Below are 14,547 nucleotides of genomic sequence, written 5' to 3' on the forward strand. Positions count from 1 at the left end.
CGGTCAGAGCGCCGCGGCCGCTTCCGGCACGAGCGTGAACAGGTCGCCGACCACACCGTAGTCGGCCACGCTGAAGATCGGTGCTTCCGGATCCTTGTTGATCGCAACGATCACCTTCGAATCCTTCATGCCGGCCAGGTGCTGGATCGCACCCGAGATACCGACCGCGATGTACGGCTGCGGCGCGACGATCTTGCCGGCCTGGCCGACCTGATAGTCGTTCGGCACGTAGCCGGCGTCGACTGCCGCGCGCGAGGCGCCCATTGCCGCGTTCGGCTTGCCGGCCAGCGGCTCCGGCACCTTCGCGTAGTTCTCGCCGCTACCGAGGCCACGGCTACCCGACACGACGATGCTCGCGGTCGTGAGTTCCGAACGGTCCAGCTTCGTCACGTCACGACTCACGAACTGCGTCGCGTTCGCGATGTCGACGCCCGTCCGGTCGGATTTCACGCCGACCTTCACGTTCGCGTCGACCACGCGTTTTACTGCCACGAGCGCTTTCAACCGCCTGTCTCCTGTTCCGTTGCGTGCGCCGCGTCAGCGCGCGGTAAACCCGCCGTCGATCACGAGCTCCGCGCCCGTCACGTAACGGCCCGCCGGCGACACGAGATACAGGATCCCGGCCGCGATGTCGCGCGGGCTGCCGATCTTCGCCATCGGCACGTTGGTCTGCATGTACTCGAAGGCACGATCGGGGTCCTGCCCCATCTGGCGAAACGCTTCCTCAAGCATCGGCGTGCGGATATAGCCGGGATGCACGGAGTTCGCACGGATGTTCTTCGCCGCGTAGAGCATCGCGTCGACCTTCGCCATCATCCGTACCGCAGCCTTCGACGCGTGATACGCGGGCACGTCGGGCCCGCCGACGATCCCGTACATCGACGACAGGTTCACGATCGAGCCGCCGCCGGCCGCGTCGATATGCGGAATCGCGGCACGCGTGCACAGGAACACGCCGTTCACGTTCACGTCCTGCACGCGCTGCCATTGCGCGAGGGTGAGCTCGTGCGTCGGCACGTTGTGGCCTTCGATGCCCGCGTTATTCACGAGCACGTCGAGGCGCCCGAAGCGCGCGACGATCTCGCCGAACACGCGCGCCACGTCGGCCTCGTGCGTCACGTCGAGCGACCAGCATGCGGCCTGGCCGCCCTGCGCGCGGATGTCCTCGACCAGCGCTTGCGCCGGTTGCGACAGCACGTCGAGAATCGCGACGCTCGCGCCGGCGGCAGCCAGCGTGCGCGCGGTCTCCGCGCCGATGCCGCGCGCGCCGCCGGTGATCGCGGCCACCTTGCCGCGCAGGTCGAACAGGTCTTCGATGAGCTTCATGTCGTCTCCATGTAGGTGTTCAGGCGGGCCGCCCGCACCCAGGCCGGCCGTCAGAGGCATCCGGCGTTATCGCGTATTGCGCGTCGCAAGAAAATCGAGGCATTCCCGATTGAAATAGCCGGCGTGTTCCACCATCACCCAGTGGCCGCAGCGGTTCATCAGCACGAAGCGCGCATCGCGGCAGCGTTCGAGGAACTTCAGCGCGCCGCCGACCGGATTGAAGCGATCGTCCGTGCCCCAGAAGCCGAGCACCGGCGTGCGCAGGTCGCCGAGCGCGTCGGTCAGGTTCGGCACGCTCATCGTCGACAGCACTTCGGTCGGCTGCTCGACGCACACCGTCATCCGCTCCGCGACGAGCGCGTCGGTGACGATCGCCGGGTCGTGCACGAGCAGTGTCAGCAGTTCGCGCATCGTGTCGTCATTCATCTGGCGATGGGTGAACAGCTGCACCATCCGCTGGATGCCTTCCATCCGGAAATAGGCGTCGCGATCCTCGACGCCGCCCGGCGCCATCATGATCAGCCCGTCGACTTCGTCCGGGTAGTCGAGCGCGTACTTCAGCGCGATCGCGCCGCCGAGCGAATTGCCGAGCAGCACGGCCGGACCGATCCCGAGCGCGTCCAGCTGCGCATGCAGCGCGCCGACGAAGAAATCGAGCGTATAGGCAACGTCGGACGGCTTCGACGACTGCCCGTAACCAGGCAGATCGACGACGATCGCGCGATAGCCGGCCGCCGCGAAGGCGGGCACGTTGTGCTTGAAGTTGCTGAAACCGCTGGCGCCCGGGCCGCTGCCGTGGATGAACACCACGGGCCGGCCTTCGCCCGCCTCGTAGTGGTGCAGGCGCAGGCCGCCCGGCACGTCGGTGAAGATGCCGGCCGGCGGCGTCGTGGGGATCGTCATCGCGGGTTGTCTCCTTCGTCGTTCGATGGATGTCTGCCACGATGATTGCGCGGCCGGCGCCGGCCGGCATCATCCTTTCAGACTACGAAGCCGCGCGCGCTTCTTCCTATCATCGGCCCACCGAAACGGAGGCGACGATGAACGGATTCGACTACAGCGGCAAGACGGTGCTCGTGACGGGCGGCACCAAAGGCATCGGGCGGCGCATCGCCGAGCGCTTTCTCGCGGCGGGGGCGCGCGTGTTCGTCTGCGGACGCAGCGCGCCCGACACACCGCCGTCGGCCGGCGGCCGCACGGCGGCATTCGTCGCGGCCGACCTGCGCGACCTCGAACAGGTCGACGCGATGCTCGCGACGATCCGCGATGCGGCGGGCGGTCTCGATGTGCTCGTCAACAACGCGGGCGGTTCGCCGTTCGCGCTCGCGGCCGATGCCTCGCCGCGCTTCACCGAATCGATCGTGCGGTTGAACCTGATCGCGCCGCTGCAGCTCGCGCAGCGCGTAAACGCGATCATGCAGCCGCAGCCCGACGGCGGCGTGATGCTGTTCATCGCGAGCGTCAGCGCGTCGCGGCCATCGCCCGGCACGGCAGCATACGGCGCCGCGAAAGCGGGCCTCGTCAACGCGGTCACGTCGCTCGCGGTCGAGTGGGCGCCGCGCGTGCGCGTGGGCGCGATCAGCCCGAGCCTCGTGCAGACGGAATCGGCCACCGAAGGCCACTACGGCGACGACGATGCGCTCGACGCCATCCGCGCGACGATTCCCGCCGGACGGCTCGCGACACCCGACGACGTCGCGTCCGCATGCCTGTTCCTCGCGTCGCCCGAAGCGTCGTACACGTCGGGCGCGAATCTGCGGCTCGACGGCGGCGGCGAGCGGCCCGCGTTCCTGTCGGCCGCGCAGGCGGCCGCGCGCTGATACACGCATGACAAACGGTGCGGCGCTTTTCAACAGCCTGCTAGGGAAGTCATCTAGTTCATTTTGACGATTCCCTGCTACCGCGATCTCCCTACTCTGCCTCTCACGACAACACAAAGTCGACCGACGTCGATACCCCCCAGAGGAGACACCATGCATCAACGGATTTCGCGCCGTACCGACAAGCGGGCAACCGCCACGCTGTCGACGCTGGCCGCCGCGCTGCTGGCGTGCACCGCTCCCGGCGCACACGCAGGCAGCACGATCGAGCTGGGCGCCGACACGACGCTGGACTACACGTTCACGCTCAGTTACGGCCTCGGCATGCGTACGCGTGCGCCGAGCGGCAATCTCCTCACGCCGGCGAACATCAACGGCGACGACGGCGACCGCAACTTCGCGAAGAACAAGCTGATCGAGAACCAGGTCAGCCTGCTCGGCGAAGTGAACCTGAAGCACGACGACTGGGGCGTGTTCGTGCGCGCGGATACGTTTTACGACCAGGCGTATCGCCATCCTAACTACAACGACGCGCCGGGCACCGTGAACCAGTCGGGCCAGTACAACACCTTCACGAGCGACGCGCGCTACTGGTCGGGCGGCCACACCACGCTGCTCGCCGCGTATGCGTACAACACGTTCAGGATCGGTTCGACGAGCCTGAACGTGAAAGTGGGCGACCAGGTCGTCGCGTGGGGCGAGAGCCTGTTCTTCCCGAACATCGCGGGCGCACAGGGGCCGTCCGACGCGACCAAGTCGTACATGGCCGGCGCCGAAGTGAAGGACATCCTGTTGCCGGTGCCGCAGATCTCGACGCAGTGGCAGATCACGCCGAACTTCAGCCTGCTCGGCTACTACCAGCTCTCGTTCCAGCAGAACCGGCTGACCGCGCCCGGCACGTACTGGAGCTATTCCGACGTCACGGGCCCCGGTGCGCAGTTCATCATCGGCCCGGGCGGGATGATCATTCCGCGCGGCCCCGACGACAAGCCGAGCGCCCGCAACCAGTGGGGGATCGGCGCGCGCTTGCGCGTACTCGGCGACACCGAGCTCGGCCTGTACCACCTGCACTACAACGACATGAACCCGAGCGTCGTCACGACGTACTTCCCGACGCTCCAGTACCAGCAGACCTACTTCAGCAACATCAAGCTGACCGGCGCGAGCTTCTCGACACAGGTCGGCCCGGTGAACGTCGCGGGCGAAGTGTCGTACCGCCAGGGCGCGGCGGTGCTCGTCAACACGCCGACGGGCCCGCAGTCGACCCGTGCGAACGTGCTGCAGACCAACCTGTCCGGCATCTACTCGATCGGGCCGAGCTTCCTCGCGAATTCGCAGTCGCTGATCGGCGAACTCACGTACGTGCACGCCGGCGGCATTTCGGAACTCGACGGCTCGACCACGCTCGCGAATTCGCGCAATGCGCTCGCGATGGAGATCGCATGGACGCTCAGCTACAAGAACGTGTTCAACGGCTGGGATCTCGACGTGCCGCTGACCTACACGCACGACCTGACGGGCACGTCGCCGCTCGCCGGTGCGCTCGGCTCGCTGACGGGCCAGGGCGACCACCGCGTGACGGCGGGCGTCACTTTCACGCGCCTGAGCAACCTGCAGCTGTCGCTCGTCTACGCAAAGTTCCTCGGATCGCCGAACCCGGTCACGCGCCCGCTCGCGGATCGCGACTACGTGCTGGCCACGGCGACCTACCACTTCTGAGCGGCCCGGCCGCTCGTCATTCAGCAATATGAGGATCGATATGAAACGCATTCATCTCCCCCTCCTGCGCGCGTCGGTGATGGCCGCGTGCGCGGTCGTCGCGACGGCGTCGTTCCCGAAGGTCACGCCGGACGACCTGAAGGCGCTCGACGGCCCGCTGACGCCGATGGGCGCGGTGCGCGCCGCGAGCAAGGACAGCGGCGTGCCGGAGTGGTCAGGCAAGTGGCTCGGCACGCCGCCGGACGTGCAGTACAAGCGCGGCAGCCGCTACCCCGATCCGTTCGCGAACGACAAGCCGATCGCGACGATCACCGCGGAAAACATGGCGCAGTACGCCGAGCACCTGACCGACGGCCAGAAGGCGATGTTCAAGCGCTACCCGGCCACGTTCAAGATCAACGTCTACCCGAGCCATCGCGATTTCCGTTACGCGGATTCCGTCTACAAGGACATCCGCACCTACGCGCCGGATTCGACGATGACGTCCGACGCGAACGGCCTCACGAACGCGCCACCCACGGTGCCGTACCCGATCCCGAAGACCGCTGCCGAGCTGCTGTGGAACCAGCGCTTCTCGTCGGCGATCGGCGCCGAGCAGGCGACCTACGACCAGGCGGTCGTGTACTCGGACGGCAACATCGCGTGGGGCAAGGTGCGCTACGACATCTACTCGCCGCGCAATTCCGGCAAGTTCGACGTGAAGAGCGACCTGAACAACCGCACGTACTACCGCAACGCGACGGAGCTGCCGCTGTCCGATCGCGGCTCGCTGATCGTCGGCTTCACGAACTGGGACAAGGCCGGCGCGGACAACTCGTCGCGCACGTGGATGTACAACCCCGGCACGCGCCGCGTGCGCCAGGCGCCCGAGTACGGCTACGACCAGCCGCAAGGCCCGGGCGGCTTCCGCACCGTCGACGATGACCGCCTGTACAACGGTCCCGGCGACCGCTATGACTGGAAGATCGTCGGCAAGCGCGAGATCTACGTGCCGTACGACAACTACAAGGCGATGGACAGCTCGGTGAAGTACGCCGACCTGCTGACCAAGGGCCACGAGAACCCGTCATACATCCGCTACGAGCTGCATCGCGTGTGGGTGCTGCAGGCGACGCTGAAGAGCAACTACCGTCACCAGTATGCGAAGCGCGTGCTCTACATCGACGAGGATTCGTGGATGACGCTGCTCGCCGACAACTACGACGCACGCGGCCAGCTGTGGCGCACCAACGTCGCGACGACGCTGTACGCGTATGACGCGAAGGTGTTCTACCCCGGCGTCGTGTTCTACCACGACCTGATCTCCGGCGCGTACATGGCCGACCGCCTGACGAACGAAGGCCCGATGCCGAAGCTCGACAACAGCCCGCAGTTCAACGAGGCGTACTTCTCGCCGGACGCGATCCGCAGTTCGGGTAACTAAGCAACGTGTCGGCGCGGCATGCCCGCGACCCACGCGCCGGCGCACGGTGCCGCCCGCGACGGCGGCCTGTTCCATTCGAGATTCGAGGGCCCTTTCATGTCTTCCCGCCTGCATACGTCGCTCGGCGACGAGCTGTACGCCGCGTGGCACGCGCGTGCGCCGGTCGCTCCGCTGTCGAGCCGCCCGCGCCGCCTGTCGCTCGACGATGCCTACCGCATCCAGCAGCGCTTCATCGAACGCCGTGTCGAACACGGTGAGACCGTGGTCGGCAAGAAGATCGGCGTGACGAGCCAGGCCGTGCAGGACATGCTGAACGTGCGCCAGCCCGATTTCGGCATCCTGCTGTCCGGCATGCACTACGCGGCCGGTGAAGCGATCGTCGCCGATTCGCTGATCGCGCCGCGCGCCGAGGGCGAGATCGCGTTCATCCTCGCACGCGACCTGCGCGGCCCCGGCATCGACCGCACCGACGTGATCGCCGCGACGGCCGCCGTCGCGCCCTGCTTCGAGATCGTCGATTCGCGCATCCGCGACTGGGCGATCCGCATCGAGGACACCGTCGCCGACAACGCGTCGTGCGGCGTGTACGTGCTCGGCGACGCGCGTGTCGATCCGCGCACGCTCGATCTCGCGGCGTGCGAAATGACGATCGACAAAAACGGCGAGCGCGTCGCGCAAGGGCGCGGAGACGCCGCACTCGGCCACCCTGCCGATGCGGTCGCGTGGCTTGCGAACACGCTCGCCGCTTACGACGTGCCGCTGCTCGCCGGCGAGATCGTGCTGTCCGGCTCGCTCGCGAAACTGATTCCGGTCACGGCCGGCGACGCACTGTCGATGCAGATCTCGGGCATCGGCGGCTGCGACGTCCGCTTTATCTAAAGGAACCCTCCTGATGAAGAAAATCCAATGCGCACTGATCGGGCCCGGCAACATCGGCACCGACCTGCTCTACAAGCTGCGCCGCTCGCCGGTGCTCGAACCCGTGTGGATGGTCGGCGTCGATCCTGCATCCGACGGTCTCGCGCGGGCGCGCGAATTCGGCCTGAAGACCACCGACCAGGGCGTCGACGGACTGCTGCCGCACGTGGCCGCCGACGACATCCGCATCGCATTCGACGCGACGTCGGCCTATGTGCACCGCGACAACTCCGACAAGCTCACCGCGCTCGGCGTGAAAATGATCGACCTGACGCCCGCCGCGATCGGGCCGTACTGCGTGCCGCCGGTCAACCTCGACGCGCATCTCGACAGCGCGCAGGCGAACGTGAACATGGTGACCTGCGGCGGCCAGGCGACGATCCCGATGGTGTACGCGGTATCGCGCGTGCAGCCGGTCGCGTACGGCGAGATCGTCGCGACCGTGTCGTCGCGCTCGGTCGGTCCCGGCACGCGCAAGAACATCGACGAATTCACGCGCACGACGTCCGGCGCGATCGAACAGGTCGGCGGCGCACGCAAGGGCAAGGCGATCATCGTGATCAACCCGGCCGAGCCGCCGCTGATCATGCGCGACACGATCCACTGCCTGACCGACGGGCCACCCGACGTCGACGCGATCACGGCATCCGTGCATGCGATGGTCAAGGAGGTGCAGCGCTACGTGCCCGGCTACGCGTTGAAGAACGGCCCCGTGTTCGACGGCAATCGCGTGTCGGTGTTCATGGAAGTCGAGGGGCTCGGCGATTACCTGCCGAAGTACGCGGGCAACCTCGACATCATGACCGCCGCCGCGGCCGCCACGGCCGAGCGTTTCGCCGAACAGATGCTGGCCGCGACGGCCGCCACCGCTTGAGTCGAGGAGCCACGCGATGTCACTTGCAGGCAAGCAGATCACCGTCCACGACATGTCGCTGCGCGACGGCATGCACCCGAAGCGCCACCAGATCACGCTCGACCAGATGCGCGACATCGCGCGCGGGCTCGACGCGGCCGGCGTGCCGCTGATCGAGGTCACGCACGGCGACGGGCTCGGCGGCGCATCGGTCAACTACGGGTTTCCCGCGCATACCGACGAGGCGTACCTGAGCGCCGTGATTCCGGAGCTGAAGCAGGCGAAGGTGTCGGCGCTGCTGCTGCCGGGCATCGGCACCGTCGAGCACCTGCGCATGGCGCACGCGCTCGGCGTCGGCACGATCCGCGTCGCGACGCACTGCACCGAGGCCGACGTGTCGGAGCAGCACATCGGCCTCGCGCGCACGCTCGGGCTCGATACGGTCGGATTCCTGATGATGGCGCACATGTCGTCGCCCGGGCAGCTCGTCGTGCAGGCGAAGCGGATGGAATCGTACGGCGCGAACTGCATCTACATCACCGATTCGGCCGGCCACATGCTGCCCGACGATGTGACCGCACGGATCGCCCAGGTGCGCGACGCGCTGAAGCCGGAGACGGAACTCGGTTTCCACGGCCACCACAACCTCGCGATGGGCGTCGCGAACTCGGTCGCGGCCGTCGCTGCCGGCGCGAACCGGATCGACGCGGCCGCGGCCGGCCTCGGCGCCGGCGCGGGCAACACGCCGATGGAAGTGTTCGTCGCGGTATGCGACCGGATGGGGATCGAGACGGGCGTCGACGTGTTCGCGATCTCGGACGTCGCCGAGGATCTCGTCGTGCCGATCATGGATGCGCCGATCCGCCTCGACCGCGACGCGCTGACGCTCGGTTATGCGGGCGTCTACTCGTCGTTCCTGCTGTTCGCGAAGCGTGCGGAAGCGAAGTACGGGATTCCCGCGCGCGACATCCTCGTCGAGCTGGGCCGGCAGCGGCTCGTCGGCGGGCAGGAAGACATGATCGAGGACGCGGCGCTGACGATGGTGCGGGCGCGGTCGGTGGCGGCGTAATCGCATACGGCCGTCTTCCATCCGGAAGCGGTGTGAACGGGGCGCTAGCCCCGTTTTCTTTTGACGGGGGTAGGCGCGCTGCGCGCCCGGCAGGCCGCGTGACGCGTCGCGGCCGCTCTCACCGAGACACCGCCTTCAACACGCCCCAACCTCGCGCAGCCATATCCGTCAACGATGTTTCCCGCCATGCCGGCGCCGCCGATGTTCCGCACGCGCCTGCAGCAGCGACGGCATCAGTTCCTCGATGTATTGCCGCGCCTGCCCGCGCGTCACGATCTCGCTGAAGCGCTGATGAGCCTTGTCATGGCCGACCAGCGCCGCATGCGCTTTCTTCAGGATGTGCAGGAACGCGATCAGGCTCGTGCCGTCGCGCACGGGCAGCGCATCGCGCGGGTCGGGGGCCGGTGTGGTACTCATGATCCGATCCTTTGCGGGCAGTCGCTGCGGCAGGTCGTGGTGACGAGCGCCAGCAGGTCGTTCGCGAGACGGTCGCGGTCCGTCAGCGGCGCAAGGCCGAACAGCCGCTCGAGCGTCGCGGCGACCGACGCATGGTCGTACGGCGTATGGTCGACCTGCCCGGCCGCGACCCACGGCGAAATCACGATCGCCGGCACCCGCACGCCGTACACGTCGAACCCGAAGCCGCTCGCGTTCAACGTCGCCGCCGCGCCATCGTTCGGCGGCGGCGCGGCGCCCGGCCTGACCGAATCGTAGAAGCCGCCATGCTCGTCGTAGCAGATCACGAGCAGGCTGCTGTTCCACACCGGCGAATTGCGGATCGCGTCGTACACGCGCGCGGCGAGCTGGTCGCCACCGGCCAGGCCGTCCATCGGGTGCTGCGAGCTGCCGTCCTGATAGGTACCGTGCACGATGTCGCCGTAGCCGGGCTCGATGAACGTATAGCGCGCGGTATAGCCGGCCGCGAGATCGGCCTCGAAATGCGCGAGATCGTCGATGTCGAAGAAGCTGATGCCCTTCAGCGACGCGACCTGCGGCACGTGGCCGAGCGGGTCGCCCGTCTGGTCCTGGTAGATGCGCCAGTTGTCGTCGCCGAGCGCGGCGAAGATCGAACCCTTCGGATAGGGAAAGCCGTCGAACACGTCCCACCCGGCCATTTCTTCCTTGGTCGGCGAATGGTCGAGCCCGGCCGACGACGCCCCGTGCAGGAAGAACCGGTTCGGCCAGGTCGGCCCCGGCATCGACGCATGCCACGCGTCGCACAGCACGAATGCGTTCGCCAGCGCGTACAGCGACGGCGCCTGCGTCGCGATATTGACGCCCTGCATGACCTTGCCCGCATCGGCCGGCTGCGGCGGCGTGCCTTCGGAATGCGACGTCGCGTAATTCGACACGAACCCGGTATTGGCGATCGGCGGATACGGCTGCCCTTTCACGAACGGCACGCCCGCGCCGCAAAGCTGCTCGAGCACGTCGGTGAATTCGTGGCACGGATCGGTCGGCATCCGGTCGGGCGCGCCGCCGCCGAACGGGTAGACCGCATCGCCATACGCATTGCTGTTGCCCGGTGACGCGGCAACGATGTCGGGATAGCCCGACAGCGCGAACAGGTGATCGAAGGAGCGGTTCTCGAGCATCAGCACGAACACGTGCCGGATGCGGTCCTGAACCGACGGGGATGCGGGGGCTGCGTCTGCACTCATGGCGCCTCCTGGCGTCGCGCGACGAAAGTCCTGCTTGGCACGGTCGTTGGCCCGCTGAAAGCCGCTGAAGGCATTGAAAGCCACGGCGCGGGCCGCGAATTGCCGACGAGTGTACGACCGCGCCGCCCCGCACGTAAAGCCGCACGCGAACCGCGTTGCGGCGCGCGCGTTCAGCGGTAGGCCGACGCGGTTTTTCCGCGTAACGCACATCGGGTCGACGATCGCGGCGCTGGTGTCGCACGACAACCACCGGGTCAATGCGCAGCGCATCGACGTTTCGGGCGGGACGGTGCGCCGAGCGTTGACTTTCGCCGGTCGGCCCGATACGATCGATGCACGTTCAAGACGCCCTCCCGGTCCGCCGGGAGGGCGTTTCGTTTTGGTTCACCCACCAAACGGAAATCACTTGAAATGAACCCTGTCGACACCCTCGCCTCCCACCCGAACGCCGACCACGACGGCCTCGGCTATCAGCGGCACGGCACGGGCCCCGAAGGTGTGTTGGTCCTGCACGACTGGCTCGGCGACCGCACCAACTACGCGGCGCTATTGCCGTATCTCGACGAAACTGCCTTCACCTACGTCTTCGTCGACCTGCGCGGCTACGGCGCATCCATCCACCTGAACGGCGCCTGCACCGTCGACGAGATCGCGGCAGATTGTCTCGCGCTCGCGGACCGGCTGGGTTGGCAGCGCTTTCACATCATCGGCCATTCGATGACCGGCATGGCAACGCAACGGATCGCCGCCGACGCGCCATCGCGCATCAAGAGCGCAATCGCCGTGTGCCCGGTGTCGGCGGCCGGCAACCGCCTGAACGACGACGCACGCGCGTTCTTCGCGAGCACGACTGTCAACGACGATGCGTTTCGCCGGCTCATGCGTTTCGTGACGGGGGATTGTCGGCGCGCTGGGCCGACTTGAAGCTGCGGCAGAACCGCGAGCGCGTGGCGCCGGCTTGCCGGCTCGCGTATCTCGACATGCTGACGGGAACGGATTTCGTCGACGACATACGCGGGCTGGACACGCGCTTTCTGGTGATCGTCGGCGACAAGGATCCGGGGCTCGACGAAGCGGCGATGCGCGCGACGTTCCTGGCCTGGCACCCGAACGCGCGGCTCGTGACGATCCCGAATTGTGGGCATTACCCGATGCAGGAATGCCCGCCGTACTTCGCGACGGTCATCGAGGATTTCCTGCGGGACGCGGCCGCTTGAGCGTTGCGCACGCGCGGCGGCCGGTAACGGCGGTGTGGCCGCCCCGGCATGACGATGCCGGCGGTGGCCGGTGAACGGCACGCGATGTGTCGTCCACCCGGTTCGTCCAGCCTCGTCGGCCGGACGGGATTCGATCGGCGAGGCGGTGCTGCGGGCCCGCGCCGATCGTTGCCGCTTAACGGCGCGGCTGGCCGGTGCGCTGCGGACGCGTCGAATTCGCGTCCTTGTGCCGGAAGTTGATGCGGCCCTTGGTCAGGTCGTACATCGACAGTTCCAGCGTCACGCGATCGCCCGCGAGAATGCGGATGTGGTTCTTGCGCATGCGGCCCGACGCGTACGCGCCGACCACGACGCCGTTTTCCAGCGTGACACGGTATTTGCTGTCGGGCAGCACTTCGTCGACGATTCCGTCCAGTTCCAGCAGTTCTTCTTTTGCCAAACCAATTCCTCCAGACAAGGTAATTGACCGCAGCCGCGGCGATCTGCCCGCCGCCGTACCTGCAACGGGACGGCGGCCGGCAGGCTGCCGGGGATCGGTTCGTTCAGACGGGCCCAGGGCCTGTCTTGCGATCGGAGCCCGGCGCGTTGCGGCGTTCGGGCGGTCAGTGGCGGCGGCGCATGGAGCGCCGCGCAAGTCGGGACCGCGCCGGCTACTACGGCATGGCGGCGGTCTGCTCGGGTTGATGCGTTGAAGCGGTGATGCGCTCGCGAAGCGGCGGGCGCTTCACGAAGGCGTTGCGTCGCACGCGGATCACGCATGCGTTGAGGGAGGCGTCACGACCGATGCATCGTGGATGTCGCGATGCATCGGTCGTGCGCATCGGAAGCGCGCCGGCTGCCGCCGAAGCGGCGCCCTGCGCGCGAATCCGTCCGGCGGCGGCCACCGCTTGGCGGCCGCTGCCGATGCGGCTTACTGCGGCGTGATGTTCGATGCTTGCAGACCCTTCGGGCCGCGCTTCACTTCGAAGCTGACCTTCTGGCCTTCGGCCAGGGTCTTGAAGCCCGTGCCGCGAATTTCAGAGAAATGGGCGAACAGATCGTCGCCGCCGTTGTCCGGGGAAATGAAACCAAAGCCCTTGGTTTCGTTGAACCACTTGACGGTACCGGTATCCACAAATACTTCCTTAATACAAATGACGAATAATTGAACATGCGCCCGCAACGGGCACAGAAAGAATCTAAAGAGGGAGAGACCAACGACCGCCGCACGGAGTGCGGCCAATGATGAGCAATCGAACTTCTTGGACACTTCGGTCATGGACACTACGCGGTAGCGGCCGTTTCGTCAAGACATTTTGATGCGGCGCACCAGCGCGCCCGCCCCGTGCGCCTTGCGCGGCGTGCATTGCCGGCCGATGGCACATATTTCGATGCCCCCCCTTTTTTCGGCCGGCGCACCGGTTTTTACCCCGGCTCGAACACGTGATGCAGCGCCGGCGGCGCGGCGCCTTCGCGAATCCGCATCTCGAACGCCTTGCGCGCGACGCTCGTCGGCCGCACGTCCGCCACGTCCAGGTAGAACTGCGAATACCAGTCGCGCATCTGGTACAGCGGCCCGTCGCCTTCGCACAGCAGCGGATTGTCGATCCGCGTCTTGCTGTGCCAGATGTCGACGTCCTCGTAGAACGCGCGCTGCGCTTCCTTCACGTACGCGTTCGCGATCTCCATGTTCTGCGCGTCGGTCAGCCCGGCCACCTTCTTCACGATCACGCCGTAACGCAGCTCGAAGCTGTTCATGTCGATCGGCACATGGCAGTTCAGCAGCACCGAGTGGATCGGCTGCCCGCCGCTCTGCCCCGTCATCTGCGTGATGTGCACGGCCGGCCCGAAATACGTCGACAGCGCGGTCAGGGCGTCGCCGCCGAGCTTCTCGCTGCGGCCGACCATCAGTTGCGTCGCCTTGTGATCCTCGAACAGGTTCGCGAAATAGTCGATCGGCGCGAGGTGCACGGTCGCGAAGTGCGCGACATCGGAGATGTTGTCGACCAGTTCGCGGCAATTGGCCTGGATCACCATCTTGTCGACGACCCAGTCCGACCATTCGTCGGAGAAACACACGTCGAGACGCGGAATCGCGACTGCCTCCGGCGGCGCGTTGCCTTCCGGGTCGTTCCACACGAACAGCAGGTTGTTTTGCTCGCAGGTCGGCCACGCGCCGATGCGCGCCTTCGGCGGGATCCGCTTGCAGTACGGGATCGACGCGCACTGCCCTTCGCCGTTCCAGGCCCAGCCGTGGAACGGGCACACGAGCGTGTCGCCGTCGACCGTGCCGAGGCTCAGGTCCGCGCCCATGTGCGGGCAATACGCGTCGACGATGTTGACCTTGCCGGTCGAATCGGCGAACGCGGCGAGCTTGCGGCCGAAAATGTTCAGCGTATGCGGCTTGCCGTCCTTGTAGTCGCGGGCGAGCCCGAGGCAGTGCCAGCCGCGCGCATAGCGCTGCACGAGCGGCTGGGCTTCGATCTTGTAGGGGCGTGCGGACATGGTGTGTCGTCTCCTGGTGGACGCGCGCGGCGGCCCGCCGCGCGCTCGGGGTGATGA

15 protein-coding genes and 1 pseudogene are annotated in these 14,547 nt (G+C 67.0%); 8 read left to right on the top strand and 8 right to left on the bottom strand.

Going from position 1 to position 14,547, the window contains the following annotated elements; translation table 11 throughout:
- Positions 1–3: 3 nt before the first annotated feature.
- The 3 genes and pseudogenes from LGN17_RS15485 to LGN17_RS15495 all read right to left on the bottom strand — a co-directional run.
- Positions 4–420, bottom strand: a pseudogene (locus LGN17_RS15485) (electron transfer flavoprotein subunit alpha/FixB family protein); the annotation flags it as partial.
- A 117-nt stretch (positions 421–537) separates the two neighbouring features.
- Positions 538–1,326, bottom strand: a complete 789-nt coding sequence (locus LGN17_RS15490; protein ID WP_226197573.1) for an SDR family NAD(P)-dependent oxidoreductase — start codon at positions 1,324–1,326, stop codon at positions 538–540.
- A gap of 66 nt (positions 1,327–1,392) precedes the next feature.
- Positions 1,393–2,229 carry an alpha/beta fold hydrolase gene (locus LGN17_RS15495; protein WP_226197574.1) on the bottom strand — a complete coding sequence of 279 codons (837 nt, stop codon included), beginning with the start codon at positions 2,227–2,229 and terminating at the stop codon, positions 1,393–1,395.
- Between the two features lie 137 nt (positions 2,230–2,366).
- Between LGN17_RS15495 and LGN17_RS15500 the strand changes: the two genes are divergently transcribed.
- From LGN17_RS15500 to dmpG, 6 genes are all read left to right on the top strand, one after another.
- On the top strand, positions 2,367–3,146 hold the full coding sequence (locus LGN17_RS15500; protein WP_175966166.1) for an SDR family oxidoreductase: 780 nt from the start codon (positions 2,367–2,369) through the stop codon (positions 3,144–3,146).
- A 153-nt stretch (positions 3,147–3,299) separates the two neighbouring features.
- Positions 3,300–4,865 carry a DUF1302 domain-containing protein gene (locus tag LGN17_RS15505; RefSeq protein WP_226197575.1) on the top strand — a complete coding sequence of 522 codons (1,566 nt, stop codon included), beginning with the start codon at positions 3,300–3,302 and terminating at the stop codon, positions 4,863–4,865.
- A gap of 40 nt (positions 4,866–4,905) precedes the next feature.
- A complete protein-coding gene (locus LGN17_RS15510; RefSeq protein WP_226197576.1) occupies positions 4,906–6,288 on the top strand; it encodes a DUF1329 domain-containing protein in 1,383 nt (460 codons plus the stop codon).
- Between the two features lie 96 nt (positions 6,289–6,384).
- Entirely contained in the window at positions 6,385–7,167 is a 783-nt protein-coding gene (gene dmpE / locus LGN17_RS15515; RefSeq protein ID WP_226197577.1) for a 2-oxopent-4-enoate hydratase, read from the top strand.
- Positions 7,168–7,180: 13 nt separating this feature from the next.
- Complete coding sequence (locus LGN17_RS15520) at positions 7,181–8,080, top strand: acetaldehyde dehydrogenase (acetylating) (protein ID WP_226197578.1); 900 nt, start codon at positions 7,181–7,183, stop codon at positions 8,078–8,080.
- A 16-nt stretch (positions 8,081–8,096) separates the two neighbouring features.
- Positions 8,097–9,128 (top strand): 4-hydroxy-2-oxovalerate aldolase, encoded by a 1,032-nt coding sequence (gene dmpG, locus LGN17_RS15525; protein ID WP_226197579.1) that lies wholly within the window; start codon positions 8,097–8,099, stop codon positions 9,126–9,128.
- A 168-nt stretch (positions 9,129–9,296) separates the two neighbouring features.
- On the opposite strand, the gene LGN17_RS15530 is transcribed toward dmpG, so the two are convergent.
- The gene (locus LGN17_RS15530; RefSeq protein ID WP_175966179.1) at positions 9,297–9,545 is read right to left on the bottom strand and encodes a hypothetical protein; all 249 of its coding nucleotides are present in this window, start codon (positions 9,543–9,545) and stop codon (positions 9,297–9,299) included.
- Entirely contained in the window at positions 9,542–10,789 is a 1,248-nt protein-coding gene (locus LGN17_RS15535; protein ID WP_226197580.1) for an alkaline phosphatase family protein, read from the bottom strand. Before LGN17_RS15535 ends, LGN17_RS15530 begins: the two co-directional genes overlap by 4 nt.
- Positions 10,790–11,200: 411 nt before the next feature.
- Here LGN17_RS15535 and LGN17_RS15540 point away from each other — a divergent pair, with 411 nt between their 5' ends.
- Positions 11,201–11,713 carry an alpha/beta fold hydrolase gene (locus LGN17_RS15540; RefSeq protein WP_226197581.1) on the top strand — a complete coding sequence of 171 codons (513 nt, stop codon included), beginning with the start codon at positions 11,201–11,203 and terminating at the stop codon, positions 11,711–11,713.
- Positions 11,689–12,006, top strand: a complete 318-nt coding sequence (locus LGN17_RS15545) for an alpha/beta fold hydrolase (RefSeq protein ID WP_226197582.1) — start codon at positions 11,689–11,691, stop codon at positions 12,004–12,006. The genes LGN17_RS15540 and LGN17_RS15545 overlap by 25 nt, the downstream gene beginning before the upstream one ends.
- Before the next feature lie 175 nt (positions 12,007–12,181).
- On the opposite strand, the gene infA is transcribed toward LGN17_RS15545, so the two are convergent.
- From infA to LGN17_RS15560, 3 genes are all read right to left on the bottom strand, one after another.
- A complete protein-coding gene (gene infA / locus LGN17_RS15550; protein ID WP_226197583.1) occupies positions 12,182–12,445 on the bottom strand; it encodes a translation initiation factor IF-1 in 264 nt (87 codons plus the stop codon).
- 471 nt (positions 12,446–12,916) lie between these two features.
- Complete coding sequence (locus LGN17_RS15555) at positions 12,917–13,120, bottom strand: cold-shock protein (protein ID WP_006483056.1); 204 nt, start codon at positions 13,118–13,120, stop codon at positions 12,917–12,919.
- A gap of 290 nt (positions 13,121–13,410) precedes the next feature.
- Positions 13,411–14,490 carry a Rieske 2Fe-2S domain-containing protein gene (locus LGN17_RS15560; RefSeq protein WP_226197584.1) on the bottom strand — a complete coding sequence of 360 codons (1,080 nt, stop codon included), beginning with the start codon at positions 14,488–14,490 and terminating at the stop codon, positions 13,411–13,413.
- Between the last annotated feature and the right edge of the window lie 57 nt (positions 14,491–14,547).

It is taken from the genome of Burkholderia sp. AU30280 (assembly GCF_020420125.1).
Taxonomy (GTDB): domain Bacteria; phylum Pseudomonadota; class Gammaproteobacteria; order Burkholderiales; family Burkholderiaceae; genus Burkholderia.

Excerpts from the sequence above, each read along its gene's own strand:
- LGN17_RS15490 (WP_226197573.1), bottom strand. The coding sequence starts at position 1,326 with ATGAAGCTCATCGAAGACCTGTTCGACCTGCGCGGCAAGGTGGCCGCG.
- LGN17_RS15495 (WP_226197574.1), bottom strand. The coding sequence starts at position 2,229 with ATGACGATCCCCACGACGCCGCCGGCCGGCATCTTCACCGACGTGCCG.
- LGN17_RS15500 (WP_175966166.1), top strand. The coding sequence starts at position 2,367 with ATGAACGGATTCGACTACAGCGGCAAGACGGTGCTCGTGACGGGCGGC.
- LGN17_RS15505 (WP_226197575.1), top strand. The coding sequence starts at position 3,300 with ATGCATCAACGGATTTCGCGCCGTACCGACAAGCGGGCAACCGCCACG.
- LGN17_RS15510 (WP_226197576.1), top strand. The coding sequence starts at position 4,906 with ATGAAACGCATTCATCTCCCCCTCCTGCGCGCGTCGGTGATGGCCGCG.
- dmpE (WP_226197577.1), top strand. The coding sequence starts at position 6,385 with ATGTCTTCCCGCCTGCATACGTCGCTCGGCGACGAGCTGTACGCCGCG.
- LGN17_RS15520 (WP_226197578.1), top strand. The coding sequence starts at position 7,181 with ATGAAGAAAATCCAATGCGCACTGATCGGGCCCGGCAACATCGGCACC.
- dmpG (WP_226197579.1), top strand. The coding sequence starts at position 8,097 with ATGTCACTTGCAGGCAAGCAGATCACCGTCCACGACATGTCGCTGCGC.
- LGN17_RS15530 (WP_175966179.1), bottom strand. The coding sequence starts at position 9,545 with ATGAGTACCACACCGGCCCCCGACCCGCGCGATGCGCTGCCCGTGCGC.
- LGN17_RS15535 (WP_226197580.1), bottom strand. The coding sequence starts at position 10,789 with ATGAGTGCAGACGCAGCCCCCGCATCCCCGTCGGTTCAGGACCGCATC.
- LGN17_RS15540 (WP_226197581.1), top strand. The coding sequence starts at position 11,201 with ATGAACCCTGTCGACACCCTCGCCTCCCACCCGAACGCCGACCACGAC.
- LGN17_RS15560 (WP_226197584.1), bottom strand. The coding sequence starts at position 14,490 with ATGTCCGCACGCCCCTACAAGATCGAAGCCCAGCCGCTCGTGCAGCGC.